This is a genomic window from Bradyrhizobium sp. SZCCHNR1098 (assembly GCF_032489375.1).
Classification (GTDB): domain Bacteria; phylum Pseudomonadota; class Alphaproteobacteria; order Rhizobiales; family Xanthobacteraceae; genus Bradyrhizobium.
On record NZ_JAUEXY010000002.1, the window covers coordinates 736706 to 750596 of the forward strand.

The following is a 13891-nucleotide window of genomic DNA, read 5'->3' on the forward strand; positions in this document are numbered from 1 at the left end:
ATCCACGTAGTTTTGCGGGAATGCAGGCTCGCAGCCTTGAGTCGTGAGCACGATCGGCTGCGCTCAATCGTGCGGATGCAGGGACGGCGATGATCCGGCCTGGATCGCCGGCACACAATTCGGATCCGTCGGAAAAGGCTTCGTGCGTCCTCGGGATCGTGATCTAAATCGCGCATGTCCAACATTCCGCCCATCGCCACACCGCCGGCATTCGACGAGCTCGCCGAGGCCATCAGGCAGCGCCGCTCGGTCTATGGCCATATCAGCGGGCTCAGGATGGACCGGTTCGCGCCCGGCGAGGCCTGGTCGACCTTGCCCTATCGTCCGGTGTTCGTCGGCGACAGCGAGACCGGCGTCATCCATGGCGGCGTCGTCACCGCGATGCTCGACGAGAGCTGTGGCATGGCGGTGCAACTCGCGCTCGACGGCAGCCGGGCGATCGCCACGCTCGATCTGCGCATCGACTATCAGAAGCCGGCGACCCCCGGTCTCGACATCAAGGCCCATGCGGTATGCTTCCGCGTCACCCGCTCGATCGCGTTCGTGCGCGCCACCGCCTATCAGGAGGAGGAGACCGCACCGGTCGCCACCGCGACCGCCTGCTTCATGATTGGCGCCAACCGCACCAACATGCTGACCGACCGGGCGGCCTTCGACGGCGCGCCACCGCCGCTCGACGCCCCGGACGATCCGATGGGGCCGTTTCCCACCAGTCCGTTCGCGCGCTGCCTCGGCATCCGCTTCGCCGAGAACGACACGCTGGTGATGCCGTTCTCGCACCGGATCATCGGCAATCCCGTGCTGCCTGCGATCCATGGCGGCATGACCGGTGCGTTTCTCGAAACCGCGGCGATCGTCACCGTGATGCGCGAGCTCGGCGCCACGGCGCCGCCGAAGCCGGTCGGCCTCACCATCAACTATCTGAGGTCGGGCCGTGCGCTCGACACCATCGCATCAGCGTCGATCGTCAAGCAGGGCCGCCGCGTCGTCGCCTTCGAGGCCCGCGCCTGGCAGGACGATGCGACGAAGCCGATCGCCACCGCCTTCGGCCATTTCATGCTGCGGCAGGCGCCAGGGCAGGAGCAGGACTGAGGAAGATCGCGTCGCGGGTTGCGATCATGCCTTGCGCAGGATCTTGTCCATTGCCTTTCCCCGCGCCAGCTCATCGACCAGCTTGTCCAGGTAGCGGATCTCCCGCATCGTCGGTTCCTCGACATCCTCCACGCGGACGCCGCAGATCACGCCCTTGATCAAGGTCCGCGCGGGATTCATCGCAGGCGCCTGCGCGAAGAAGGTCTCGAAGTCCGTCTGACGTTCCAACCGGGACTCAAGCTCGTTTTGGCCATAGCCCGTCAGCCAGCAGATCACCTGATCGACCTCTGCCTTGGTGCGTCCCTTCTTCTCGGCCTTCGCGACGTACAATCGGTACACGCTCGCGAAGCTCGTCGTGTAGATGCGGTGTTTTGCCATGCTGGCTCCATCGGATCGTAGGCGACGCATGTCGGGTCGGAAAGGGGCGACGGCGCGCCCGAAGCGCGTGCTTCATGTCCGCGTTCATGATCGTAGTACAGCACGTTCGTTCGCACACGTCGGAAACGCGCGCTAGCCCGGCGGGAACATCGGAAATGACACCCCGAGCGACCACGCCAGGATCAGGCCGAGACCCAAGCCTTCGGCCAGCGGCGAGCACGTCCTGCGAACGACACAGCCGCCGATCACGCCGAACACGATGAGGAACAGCACGATCACGGGGATGATGATGAGCAGGAAGAACAGCCGCTTGAGGTCGAGCGCGACTGCCCCGCTCAGCGAGGCCAGGAAGGCGGCGCGAATCCACACGGTGCGCCACGGCGCGGCGTGGCCGCCCTGGTTGGCGATGCTGTCGGCCAGCCTGCAGGGCACCGCGCCGTGCCCTGCGCAAACCGATGGCGTCTCGTCTGCGCGGCGCAGCGTCCATGATCGGCTCCGTTTCAATCCCAAAACTGGCGCAGGAACTCGTGCGGTTACAGCGACGGCGCAGGCGAGCGTTGCGGCCGCGATCGAACGAAACGCACGCCGTTTCGTTGACAACGCCGCCGAGGCGATATTCGGTGACCCCGTTCAGCGGCGACAAGGAGGATACATGAAACCGGAAGTCATCTGCCTGATGGCGTCGAGCGTCGACGGCCGGACATTGCCGAGCCGCTGGCGTCCGAAGGGATCAGGCGATCTGTTCGAGCAGGTGCATGACCAGCTCGGGGGCGATGCCTGGCTGATCGGCCGCGTCACCGGCCAAGAATTCGCCAAGGGCTCGGCCTATCCGGCCGAGACCACCGAGCGAATCCCGCGCACCCATTGGATCGCACGACGCGGCGCCAAGGCCTACGGCATCGTGCTCGATCCCCATGGCAAGATCTGCTGGGGCCGCGCCGACATCGGCGGCGATCCGATCGTCGTCGTGCTGACCGAGGCGGTGTCGGATGCGCATCTCGCGGGACTGCGCGGCGAGGGTGTCTCCTACGTCTTCGCCGGCCAGTCGAAACTCGATCTCTCACGCGTGCTGGAGATCGTCGCGCAGGAGCTCGGCGTGAAGCGCCTGCTGCTCGAGGGCGGCGGCGGCGCCAACGGCGCGTTTCTGCGCGCGGGTCTGGTCGACGAGTTCAACCTCGTTCTATGTCCGGCCGTGGACGGCGCCAAGGGGGCACCCAGCGTGTTCGATTCGACCGAAGCCGAGTCCGGCGAGCGCGCGCCGATCACGGCGATGACGCTCGAAAGCAGCACGGCGCTGGAGGGCGGTGCGCTGTGGCTGCGCTACAAGATCACCAACGGCTCGCCCTTGCCGGCCCAGGCAAGTCATGGCTGAGCGGCGAATGCACGTCATCGTCGTCGGGGGCGGTGCCGCGGGCCTGATGGCGGCGCGTGAGCTGGCCCGCGCCGGCAAGCAAGTGACGCTGCTGGAAGCGCGCGACCGCTGCGGGGGGCGCATCCATCCGCTGCCCGCGAGCAGGTTTGGATATCGCGCGGATGCCGGCGCGGAATTCATCCATGGCGAGGCGCCGGTCACCCACGCGCTGATGGCCGAGGCGGGGCTCACCTCGACGCCGGTCGATGGCGCGCGCTGGTACGTGATGGACGGCGCGTTCTCGCGCGAGGATCCTGCCGATCGGCAGATGCGCCAACTGCACCGCGTGGCGCGGCAGCTCGATCAGGATATGACCGTCACGGCGCTGCTCGAGCGTCATTTCGGCGGCGCGGAGTTTGCCGCCCTGCGCAAGTCGGTGCTCGGGATGGTGCAGGGCTATGATGCCGCCGATCCTGGTCGTGCCAGCGTGTTCGCGCTGCGCGACGAGTGGATGGGCGGCGACCGCGGTGCTCAGGCACGCATCGTCGGCGGCTACGCGGCGCTGCTCGATCATCTCTTGGCGGAGTGCCGGGCGCATGGCGTGGCGATGCAGTTCGAGGCGGTGGTCCGCGCGGTGGAGAGCTCCGATGATGGTGTCGTCGTGCGCTTGGCTGACGGCCGTGCGCAGCGCGGCGATCTCGTCATCCTGACCGTGCCGCTGCCGCTGCTGCGGACCATCGCGCTGCCGCCGGCGATGCGCTCGCAACTGGCCGCAGCCGAAGCCATCGGCTTCGGCAACGTCATCAAGCTGCTGCTGCGCTTCGAGCGCCGCTGGTGGCGAGAGGCTCGGACCGAGAATCTTTCCGACATGCTGTTCGTGCTGTCCGATGCCGACGTGCCGGTGTGGTGGACGCAGCATCCGAACGATGATGCGGTGCTGACCGGCTGGCTCGCCGGGCCGCCGGCCGGCGCTTTCGTCGCGCTCGACGATGTCGCCTTGATTGAGTCGGGTCTCTCGGCGCTTGCGAGTATTTTCTCGCAGCCGGTGGACTCGCTGAGGCAGCAGCTCCTCGCGTCGCATGTCACGGATTGGGCGAAGGATCCGTTCGCGCGCGGGGCCTATTCCTATGCGACGCTAGGATCCCGCGAGGCGCAGGATACGCTTTCGCGCTGGGATGACGGTCGTGTCCTGATCTCCGGCGAAGCACTGTATCGCGGACGCGACATGGGAACGGTCGAGGCGGCGCTGGCCAGCGGGCAACAGACGGCGCGGCGCATCCTCGCGATGTGATCGCGCGCCGCGTGCATGATGTTGCGCCCGTAGGCCCACGGCGCTAGCATTCGCCGATCACCATGGAAAGGATCGTCATGCTCGATCACGTCGGTTTCCCTGTCTCCGACTTTGTCCGCGCCAGGGCTTTCTATGCGGCGGCCCTGGCGCCGTTGGGCTACGTCCTGATGATGGAGATCACCAACGAGCAGACTGGCGGCCACGGTGATCACGCCGGCTTCGGCGACGGTCGTCCGGATTTCTGGATCGGCACCGGCGGGACGGCCGCGACCTCGACGCATGTCGCATTCCACGCCAAGGATCGCGCCACAGTCGATGCGTTCTATCAGGCGGCCATCGCGGCAGGCGGACGGGACAACGGCGCGCCTGGACTGCGGCCGCATTATCACGAGAACTATTACGGCGCGTTCGTGCGCGACGCCGACGGCAACAACATCGAGGCGGTGTGCCACGCGCCGGCGTGAGGGCCGCTCACCCCTCGGGATGAGTCACGCCATCACCGGCATGTGCTCGGCGGCCGCGGCCAAGCTCGGCGCGACCACGATCTCGAGCTGCTGGCGCAGCCAGCGGTGCATCGGATCCTCGTGGTGTCGCAGGTGCCAGACCATGTACATCGGCATCGCCGGGCAGGGGACCGGCACCGGCGCCACCGCCAGGCCGCGCAGCATGTAGGCGCGCAGGAGGCTCGGCAGCGTCGCGATCATGCGGCTGCCGCGCAGGAACGGGCCGATGCCGCCGAAGCCCGGCACCTGCGCCGCGAACCGCCGGACGATGCCGCGCTCGGCCATGACCTCGTCGATGTCGAGCCGGCGCCGCGGCTCGTACAGCACCGTGACGTGGTCGCTGGCGAGATAGTCCTCGAGGCTCTGCGGCGGCTCGCGTTGGCCCGCATCGTAGAACACGCGATAGCTGTCCTCGAACAGCCGCTTCTGCAGGATGTCGCTGCCCTCGGGCGGGCGCGGCGTGATGATGAGCTGACAGTGCTCTTCGCGCAGCATCTCCGGCGTCGGTGCGCCGGAGGGGATGACGCGCAGGCTGAGGCCCGGCGCCTGCGCGCGGGCGTAGCGGAGCAGGGACGGCAGCAGCAGGTCGCGCTGCAGATCATTGGCCGCGATCGTCACTTGCGCGGAGATTTTCGCCGGCTCGAACGCAGCGGTGTGCGAGAAGCTCCGGAGATCGTCGAGCAGCGCGCGGGCGCGCAGCGCCAGGAGCTGCGCATGCGCGGTCGGCACGATGCCGCGGCCGGACTTCACGAACAGCGGATCTCCGGTGATCGCGCGCAGCTTGTCGAGCAAATGGCTGACGGCCGACTGCGTGACGCCGAGCCGCTGCGCAGCGCGGGTGACCGAGCCCTCCTCGATGACGGCGAGCAGGAGCTGCAGCAGATGGCCGTCGAGGTCCAAATGATCGAATTGGCTCATGGATCGGATCGGTCGCGCGGCCTTTATTGACGGTGTCTGTCGGCGATACTGGCGGGCACGAACGGCGCCGCGTTTGATCCAGATCAAGCGCGGCCGTTCGAAACACGACCAGGGGAGGCTCAGATGTCCACCACGTCAGCCCGGCAGCCCGTGCCCGGCACCACCATCTTCGACGGCGAGCAGGCCCGCAAAGGCTACGCGCTCAACAAGATGTGCTACTCGTTCAACGATGCCGCCAACCGCAAGGCGTTCGTCGCCGACGAGGACGGCTATTGTGCCAAATATGGCCTCAACGCGCAGCAGCGCGCGGCGATCAGGAATCGCAATGTGCTCGAGCTGATCGAGGCCGGCGGCAATGCCTATTACCTCGCCAAGTTCGCCGGCATCTTCGGTCTGGACATGCAGGACATCGGCGCGCAGCAGACCGGGCTGACGAAAGAGCAGTTCAAGGCCAAGCTTCTGGCGGCAAGGGGGTGATCATGGCGAAGATCGTAGGTTGCATCACCACGTCCCACGTTCCGGCCATCGGCGGCGCGATTGCCAAGGGGTTGCAGCAGGACCCGTATTGGAAGCCGTTCTTCGACGGTTTCCCGCATGTGCGCGAATGGCTCGCCAAGGCCAAACCCGATGTGGTCGTGCTCGTCTATAACGACCACGGCCTCAACTTCTTTCTCGACAAGATGCCGACCTTCGCCGTCGGCGCGGCCGACAGCTATAGCAATGCCGACGAAGGCTGGGGCATTCCGCAGACCGCGCCGTTCAAGGGTGACAGCGAATTGTCCTGGCATTTGATCGAGCATCTGGTGAAGGAGGATTTCGACCTCACCACCTGCCAGGAGATGGTGGTCGATCACGCCTTCACGCTGCCGATGGCGCTGTGCTGGCCCGATCAGAAATGGCCGGTGCGGGTGGTGCCCGTGGTCGTCAACACGGTGCAGGCGCCGCTGCCGTCGGCCGCGCGCTGCTACAGGCTCGGCCAGGCGCTGGCGCGGGCGATTCAATCCTGGCCGAAGGACGAACGCGTCGTCGTCATGGGCACCGGCGGCCTGTCGCATCAGCTCGACGGCGAGCGCGCCGGCTTCATCAACAAGGATTTCGACGAGAAGTTCATGGCCAGCATGGTCGACGATCCCGCCTGGGCGACGAAGTATTCGACCACCGAGCTGGTCGAGCTGTCGGGCACCCAGGGTGTCGAATTGCTGAACTGGATGGTCGCGCGCGGCACCCTGCCGGAGAAGGTCCGCAAGGAGCATTCCAACTATCACATCCCGATCTCCAACACGGCGACCGGGCTGATGGTGCTGGAGCCGGTGTAGCGGCTCCAGCGGGATTTTTGGTGCGGAAGGTGATGACCGAGAGCTATTCCGCCAACGACCATCACGCGGTATGGGTCCCGGCTCAAGGCCGGGACGACAGCAGTGTGTTTGGTACGACCGCGCCACATCACCGGTGTCGTCCCGGCGAACGCCGGGACCCATACCGCGGATGCTATCGAGGAACGTGACTGTCAGCTTCTGTGCGGCGGCGAGCACGGTCTCAATGCCGGCCGCTACGCCTCCGCCCGTGGCGGATGTTGATGTCAGCTCGCCGCGTTGTCGTCGTCGCCCTGGATCTCGGCGATGGCGCGGGTCAGGATGCCGCTGACGCGCTTGGCCTCCTCGTCGCTCCAGCCGGGGCGGTGCATCTTGAGCGCCATCTTCAGGGTCTGCACCGTCTGCAGCACCTGCTCCGGCGGGCGCATGCCGCCCATGGTGCGGGCCATGATGCGCAACCGGCTCAGCAGGCCCTCGATCGCCGCCTCGTCGTCCTTCAGCGCCTGGCGTCCGGCGTCGGTGATCGCGAACAGCTTCTTGCCGCCCTCGGCCGATGTGGCTTCGATCTGGCCCATGTCCTCGAGCAGGTTGAGGATGGGATAGACCGAGCCGGGGCTCGGCGAGTAGGAGCCGCCGACCAGCTGCTCGACCGCCTTGATCAGCTCGTAGCCATGGCGCGGCTTCTCGCCGATCAGCCACAGCAGCAGGCTGCGCAGGTCGCCGGGGCCGAAGAAGCGACCGCCGCCGCCCCGTCCGAACTCCTCGCGGCCGCCGCGGCGGCCGCGCTCGAACAGGCCGGGTCCTCGCGGGCCGAAGCCGGGACCGCGGCCGCCGAGGCGGACGTCCTCGCAGGCCTCGCCGAAGCCATGCCCGCCGCGATGGCCCCAGCCGCGCTCCTCGCGATCATCGTCCCAGCCACGACGCCCGAATTTCCAATGATGATGTCTCATACGATATGATCTCCGTTTCGTATAAACGATATATCGTTATCATCTTACGTTTGTCAACATCGATCGCTTCGGTTGCCTCGACCTTTGATTTAAGTGCATGAGTTAAAAAGTATTTTTACCGCGCGTCTTACGTTGTCGCTTCCGCCGTGTGAGCCGTTGCCGCCGGTTCGGTCGTCGTGCCGCGATGAGCGATCAGCGCATAGGCGACGGGGACCACGAACAGCGTGAACAGGGTGCCGATGGCGAGCCCGGTGGCGATCACCAGCCCCATGTTGAAGCGCGACACCGCGCCGGCGCCGCTCGCGGTGATCAGCGGGATCACGCCGAGCACCATCGCCGCCGTGGTCATCAGGATCGGACGCAGGCGGACGGTGGCCGCCGCGATGATCGCCTCGGTGCGATCCTTACCTTGTTCGCGCAGCTCGTTCGCGACCTCCACCATCAGGATGCCGTGCTTGCTGACGAGGCCCATCAGGGTGACTAAGCCGACCTGGGTGTAGATGTTGATGCTGGCGCCGCCGATGCCGAGGCTGATGAAGATCAGCGCGCCCGCCAGCGACATCGGCACCGACACCAGGATGATGATCGGATCGACGAAGCTGTTGAACAAGGCGGCGAGCGCCAGGAAGATGATGATCAGCGCGAACACGAAGGTGGTGACGAAGCCGCCGGATTCCTGCTCGAGCTGTCGCGACGCGCCGCCATAGTCGATCGAGTAACCCGATGGCAGCGACTTCGCGATCTCCTTCAAGGTGGCGAGCGCGTCGCCCATCGCGATACCCGGCATCGCCACGCCGGAGATGGTTGCCGCATTGATCTGCTGGAAGTGATTGAGCGACTCAGGGATCGTCTTGCGCTCGAGCCGGGCCACGGTCGACAGCGGCACCATGGCATTGCCGCTGGTGCGGATCGAATAGTCGAGCAACTGACTGTCGGTGAGGCGGTCGTTCTGCCGGACCTGCGGGATCACCTTGTAGGAGCGGCCCTCCAGGCTGAAATAGTCGAGATAATTGCCACCCAGCATGGTCGCGAGCGCGCCGCCGAGATCGCTCATCTTGAGGCCGAGATCGGCGGCCTTGTCGCGATCGAACACCACGGTGGTCTGCGGCTTGTCGATCTTCAGATCGCTGTCGAGGAAGATGAATCGGCCGCTCGCCAGCGCCTTGGCCATGAAATCGCGCGACACGTCGTTGAGCTCGCCGAACGCGCCGGTGGTGCCGATCACGAACTGGACCGGCAGGCCGTTGCTGCCCGGCAGCGGCGAGGGCTGGAACGCCACCGAGCGGGCGCCGGCGATGCCGTTCAGGAGCTGCTGGAATTCCGGCTGCAGGGTCTTGGTCGTCGCCTTGCGCTGATCCCAGGGCTTGAGAACCCAGCCGCCGATCACCTGTGTCGAGGTGTCGATCTGGAACACGGTGCGCGTCTCCGGGCGCTGGGCGATCAAGCCATACAGCTGCTGGCCGTAGAACTGGCGCTGCTCGAGCGTGGCCGAGGGCGCCGAATTCGTCAGCGACAGCACGATGCCCTGGTCCTCGTCCGGCGCAAGCTCGCTGGTGGAACTGACATAGAGCCAGGGAATCATCGCGAGCAGCAGCAGCGCGAACACCACCACCACCGGCTTGGTCGCGAACACGCTTTCGAGCCAGCGGCGATAGAAGTGGGCGAGCCGTTCCAGCACATGGTCGATCGTCCTCACCAAACGCGCCTCGAACGTGGTGGCGTCGCGCTCGGTCCGGCGCAGCAGCCAGGCGCAGTTCATCGGCGACAGCGTCAGCGCGATCACCGCCGAGACGGTGACGGCGCCGGCGAGCGTGACGGCGAACTCTGTGAACAGGGCCCCGGTCAGGCCGCCCTGGAAGCCGACGGGCACGTAGACCGCGATCAGGACCACGGTCATCGCGATGATCGGGCTCGCCAGCGCCCGCGCCGACTGGATCGCGGCTTCGACCGGCGGTACGCCCTCGTCGATCAGGCGGTGCACGCTCTCCACCACGATGATGGCGTCGTCGACGACGAGGCCGATCGCCAGCACCAGGGCCAGCAAGGTCAGCAGGTTGATGGAGAAGCCCATCAGCAGCATCAGGCCGAAGGTGCCGATCAGTGACAGCGGGATGGCGATCACCGGGATCAGCACCGAGCGCCACGATCCCAGGAACATGAAGACGACGACAATCACGATCCCGATCGCCTCCACCAGCGTATGGATCACCTCGTCGATGGACGAGTTCACGAAATCGGTGGAGTCGTACAGGATCTCGCTGGTGATGCCGTTCGGCAGCTGTCGCTGCAGCTCCGGATAAACGGCCTTCACGCCGTTGATGACGTCGAGCAGGTTCGCCGTTGGCGCCACCTGGATGCCGATGTAGACCGCGGTCTTGCCGTTGAAGCGCGTCGCGCTGTCGTAGTCGTCATTGCCGAGCGTGACATTGGCGACATCGCGCAGGCGGATGATGGCGCCATTGACCTGCTTGACGACGAGATTGCGGTATTGCTCCAGCGAATGCAGATTTGTCGCGGCGGCGAGGTCGACCTGCACGAGGCGGCCCTTGGTGGTGCCGAGCCCGGAGATGTAGTCGTTGCCCGACAGTGCCGTCGACACGTCGGTCGCGGTCAGGCCATAAGCCGCGAGCTTGTCGGGGTCGAGCCAGGCGCGCAGGGCGAATTTCTTGGCGCCGAGCAATTCGGCGGTCTGCACGCCGGAGACCGCCTGCAGCTTCGGCTGCACCACGCGGGTGAGGTAGTCGGTGATCTGGTTCGGCGCCAGCACGTCGCTGGCGAAGCCGATATACATCGAATCGATGGTCTGGCCGACCTTCAAGGTCAGGGTCGGCTGCTGCGTGCCGGTCGGTAGCTGGTTGAGCACCGAGTTCACCTTGGCGTTGATCTCGGTCATCGCCTTGCCGGAATCGTAGTTGAGCCGCAGGTTCACGGTGATGGTGCTGCTGCCGGTGACGCTGGTCGACGTCATGTAGTCGATGCCGTTGGCCTGGGCGATCGCGTTCTCCAGCGGCGTCGTGATGAAGCCGGCGATGATGTCGCTATCGGCGCCGGCATAGGCCGTGCTCACCGTGACGATGGCGTTCTGCGTGCGCGGATATTGCAGGATGGCAAGCGTCGTCATCGAGCGCAGGCCGAGCACCAGGATGAGGGCGCTGACCACGAGCGCCAGCACCGGCCGGCGGATGAAGATGTCTGTGAAACGCATGGTGATGACTCTGATGAGCGCGGGCTGGCCGGACTATTGGTCGACGACATCCGGCGCGGCTTCCGCGACCGGTACGTGTGAGTTGTCGACTCTCACCGGGCTGCCGTTGCGCAGCTTGATCTGTCCCGCGATCACGACCGCCTCGCCCGGCTTGACGCCGTCGGTGATCGCGATCCGGTCGCCCTTGGCCGGCTTGCTCTTGACGAACATCTGCCGCGCCTTGCCCTGGCCGTCCTTGAGATCGTCGACGACGTAGACGAGATCGCCGTAGGGGTTGCTGACGATTGCCGTCAGCGGCAGCGTGACGAGCTGCTCCGGGCTGCCGGTCGCGATCTCGACCTTGGCGAACATGCCAGGCAACAGCCGGGCGGCCTCGTTGTGCAGGGTGGCGCGGACCTGGACGTTGCGGCTGGTGGAATCGACCTTGGCGTTGATCGCCGAGATCTGGCCGGTGAAGCGCTCGGATGGGAAGGCATCCACCGTGATGGCGACGTCCTGGCCGATCCGGATGTCGGCGAGCGACTGCTGCGGCAGATAGAAGTCGACGAAGATGGGATCGAGGCTCTGCAGGGTGACAATGGTGGTGCCGGCGCCGAGATACTGCCCGAGATCGACGGCGCGGATGCCGAGCCGGCCGGCGAAGGGCGCCTTCAGGGTCTTCTGCTCGACGATCGCCTTCTGCTGCGTCACGAGAGCCTGCGCGTTCTTCAGATTGGCGCGGTCGCTGTCGAGCGTGGCCTGGCTGACCGCGTTGAACTTGATCTGCTCCTCGTCGCGCTTGACGACGATGGCATAGTTCTCGGCAGTCGCCTGCAGCGACTGCAGCTTGGCGACGTCGTCGGTCGCGACCAGCTGCAGCAATTGCTGGCCGGCTTCGACGGTGTCGCCCGAATTGAACTGGATGCCCTGCACGATGCCTGCGGCCTGCAGCGCCAGATCGGCGCCGTTGACGGCGCGCAGCGAGCCGACCGCGGTGAGGTTGGAGCGCCATGGTGCGGTCGCCGCAACGACCGTCGAGATCGTCTGCGGCGGGTTGGCCATGGCGCCGATCGCCTTGGCGATCATGATGCCCTTGAATGTCTGAAAGCCGTAGAGGCCGCCGAACAGCACCGCCATGGCGGCCAGCATGATCGTCATGCGTTTCTTCATTACATTGCTTCCTGGGTCGTACGATTGGGACCGGCGAAGTAGCCGGGATTGGCGCGGGGCAGCGCCGCCGGGGTCTCGTCCTGGCGATTCCACCAGCCGCCGCCGAGCGCCTGGAACAGCGCCGCGGTGTCGCTGAAGCGCGTGGCCTGCGACTTGATGCGGGAGACGCGGGCGTTCAGATAGGATTGCTGCGCGTTGATGACGTTGGCGTAGGGCACCGCGCCGCTCTTGAACTGCTCGACCGCCATGGCGAGACTGTCGGCCGTGGCTTTCTCGGCGGCGGCCTGGGCCTTCAGCGCCTCGGCGTCGTACTGGATGGCGCGCAGCGAATCCGCAACGTTCTGGAACGCGGTGATGACCGTGCTCTTGTAGAGCGACAAGTCCTGCTCGAAGGTGGCGACGTCAGCCTCCTTGGTGTGATACAGCGTGCCGCCGTCGATCAGCTTCTGGCTGACGCTCGAGGCCGCATCCCACACGATGGTCGTCGGCGAGAACAGCCGGCCCGGTCCGCTTGCGCCGTAGCTGCCCGACAGCGTCACCTGCGGCAGCAGATTGGCGACGCCAACGCCGACCGTCGCTGTGGCCTGGTGCAACGTAGCCTCGGCCTGCCGGACGTCCGGACGCTGCCGGACGAGCGAGGAGGGCAGTGACACCGGCAGCTTGCGCGGCAGCCGCAGCTCCGCGAGGGTCACATGCTCGCCGCGGTCCTGGCTCGGCAGCCGGCCGAGATAGGCCATCAGTTGATTGCGTTGCTGCGCGAGTTGCTTCTGCAGCGGCGCCAAGGTCGCCTTGGCCTGCGCCAGCGTCGCCTCCTGCGCCAGCACGTCGGATTTGGAGATGGCGCCGACATCAAACTGGTGTTGGATCCGGCCAAGCTGGTCGGTCTCGGCCTTGATGATCTCCTCGGTCGCTGCGATCTGATCGCGCAGTGAGGCGTCGCTGATCGCGGCGGTGACGACATTGGCGGTCAGCGCGAGATGCGTCGCCTCCAGCTTGAACGCCTGGTAGTCGGCCTGCGCCTGCAGCGCCTCGACCTGGCGTCGCGTGCCGCCCCACAGATCGAGCGCGTAGCTGACGCTTACCGACGTGCCATAGAGCGTGTAGAGCGAGGTCTGGCCGGGCCATTGCCCGTTCTGTGTGGTGGAGCCCTGGGTGCGTTCGGCGGATCCGCTCGCGCTCAGCTGCGGAAACAGCGCGCCCTGTTGCGACAGCGCGTTCTCGCGCGCAGCACGCAGCGCCAATTGCGCGGCTTCGATGTCCGGGTGGTTGCGAATCGCTTCCTCGACGAAGGCGTTGATCTGCCGGGAATGAAACAGCGCCCACCAGGTGCCGGGCAGATCGCCTCCGGGTGCGAAGCTCTGCACATTGCCGCCCGGCGTCGAGGCGCTGGCGGTCGCGGCGAGGCGTCGCTCGGCGACGTAACCGGTCGCGACCGGCGCCTCGGGGGACATGAAGTCCGGGCCGACGGCGCAGGATGCGAGCAGCACGCTGCAGCCAAAAAGGCCGAGCGGGACGGACATCGCGCGGCCTGTCGGGACCCCCCTCAAACGCGCGGGAAACATTCGGACATGATCGGACATAAAACTAAACCGTTTCGTTTTCTATCCGGACCATGCGGGGCAGCACAGACGTAGTCAAGTCACGTTGATGACAGGGCGGTGATGCGCACAGCTTCGTCCTGCGCGGCGCCGGTGCTCGCTTGCACCGGACGGGCGCATCAAATTTTTGAGGTGAGAGTAGA

The 13891-nt window shown here is 66.2% G+C and carries 13 protein-coding genes; 6 read left to right on the top strand and 7 right to left on the bottom strand.

The window, feature by feature from the left end:
• The first annotated feature begins 174 nt into the window (after positions 1 to 174).
• On the top strand, positions 175 to 1092 hold the full coding sequence (locus tag QX135_RS07630; protein ID WP_316176736.1) for a PaaI family thioesterase: 918 nt from the start codon (positions 175 to 177) through the stop codon (positions 1090 to 1092).
• 24 nt (positions 1093 to 1116) lie between these two features.
• On the opposite strand, the gene QX135_RS07635 is transcribed toward QX135_RS07630, so the two are convergent.
• Both QX135_RS07635 and QX135_RS07640 read right to left on the bottom strand, forming a co-directional pair.
• Positions 1117 to 1470 (bottom strand): DUF2200 domain-containing protein, encoded by a 354-nt coding sequence (locus tag QX135_RS07635; RefSeq protein ID WP_316176735.1) that lies wholly within the window; start codon positions 1468 to 1470, stop codon positions 1117 to 1119.
• A 132-nt stretch (positions 1471 to 1602) separates the two neighbouring features.
• Positions 1603 to 1902 (bottom strand): hypothetical protein, encoded by a 300-nt coding sequence (locus QX135_RS07640; RefSeq protein WP_316176734.1) that lies wholly within the window; start codon positions 1900 to 1902, stop codon positions 1603 to 1605.
• Positions 1903 to 2122: 220 nt separating this feature from the next.
• On the opposite strand from QX135_RS07640, the gene QX135_RS07645 reads away from it, so the two are divergent.
• The 3 genes from QX135_RS07645 to QX135_RS07655 all read left to right on the top strand — a co-directional run bounded on the left by QX135_RS07645 (position 2123) and on the right by QX135_RS07655 (position 4576).
• Complete coding sequence (locus tag QX135_RS07645) at positions 2123 to 2842, top strand: RibD family protein (protein WP_315741214.1); 720 nt, start codon at positions 2123 to 2125, stop codon at positions 2840 to 2842.
• Complete coding sequence (locus tag QX135_RS07650; RefSeq protein ID WP_316176733.1) at positions 2835 to 4112, top strand: NAD(P)/FAD-dependent oxidoreductase; 1278 nt, start codon at positions 2835 to 2837, stop codon at positions 4110 to 4112. Before QX135_RS07645 ends, QX135_RS07650 begins: the two co-directional genes overlap by 8 nt.
• A gap of 77 nt (positions 4113 to 4189) precedes the next feature.
• On the top strand, positions 4190 to 4576 hold the full coding sequence (locus QX135_RS07655) for a VOC family protein (protein WP_315758443.1): 387 nt from the start codon (positions 4190 to 4192) through the stop codon (positions 4574 to 4576).
• A gap of 24 nt (positions 4577 to 4600) precedes the next feature.
• Here QX135_RS07655 and QX135_RS07660 read toward each other — a convergent pair whose 3' ends face one another.
• Positions 4601 to 5533: a LysR family transcriptional regulator gene (locus QX135_RS07660; RefSeq protein WP_316176732.1), complete on the bottom strand. Its 933-nt coding sequence runs from the start codon at positions 5531 to 5533 to the stop codon at positions 4601 to 4603.
• 123 nt (positions 5534 to 5656) lie between these two features.
• Between QX135_RS07660 and QX135_RS07665 the strand changes: the two genes are divergently transcribed.
• Together QX135_RS07665 and QX135_RS07670 are read left to right on the top strand one after the other, a co-directional pair.
• Positions 5657 to 6010 carry a protocatechuate 4,5-dioxygenase subunit alpha gene (locus tag QX135_RS07665; RefSeq protein ID WP_315751972.1) on the top strand — a complete coding sequence of 118 codons (354 nt, stop codon included), beginning with the start codon at positions 5657 to 5659 and terminating at the stop codon, positions 6008 to 6010.
• Between the two features lie 2 nt (positions 6011 to 6012).
• A complete protein-coding gene (locus QX135_RS07670) occupies positions 6013 to 6849 on the top strand; it encodes a class III extradiol dioxygenase family protein (RefSeq protein ID WP_315779471.1) in 837 nt (278 codons plus the stop codon).
• Between the two features lie 263 nt (positions 6850 to 7112).
• On the opposite strand, the gene QX135_RS07675 is transcribed toward QX135_RS07670, so the two are convergent.
• The 4 genes from QX135_RS07675 to QX135_RS07690 form a co-directional block, all read right to left on the bottom strand.
• Complete coding sequence (locus tag QX135_RS07675) at positions 7113 to 7796, bottom strand: PadR family transcriptional regulator (protein ID WP_316176731.1); 684 nt, start codon at positions 7794 to 7796, stop codon at positions 7113 to 7115.
• A gap of 127 nt (positions 7797 to 7923) precedes the next feature.
• The gene (locus QX135_RS07680) at positions 7924 to 11001 is read right to left on the bottom strand and encodes an efflux RND transporter permease subunit (protein ID WP_316234014.1); all 3078 of its coding nucleotides are present in this window, start codon (positions 10999 to 11001) and stop codon (positions 7924 to 7926) included.
• 33 nt (positions 11002 to 11034) lie between these two features.
• On the bottom strand, positions 11035 to 12150 hold the full coding sequence (locus tag QX135_RS07685) for an efflux RND transporter periplasmic adaptor subunit (RefSeq protein WP_316176730.1): 1116 nt from the start codon (positions 12148 to 12150) through the stop codon (positions 11035 to 11037).
• Positions 12150 to 13670 (bottom strand): efflux transporter outer membrane subunit, encoded by a 1521-nt coding sequence (locus QX135_RS07690; RefSeq protein WP_316234015.1) that lies wholly within the window; start codon positions 13668 to 13670, stop codon positions 12150 to 12152. Before QX135_RS07690 ends, QX135_RS07685 begins: the two co-directional genes overlap by 1 nt.
• Positions 13671 to 13891: the final 221 nt, after the last annotated feature.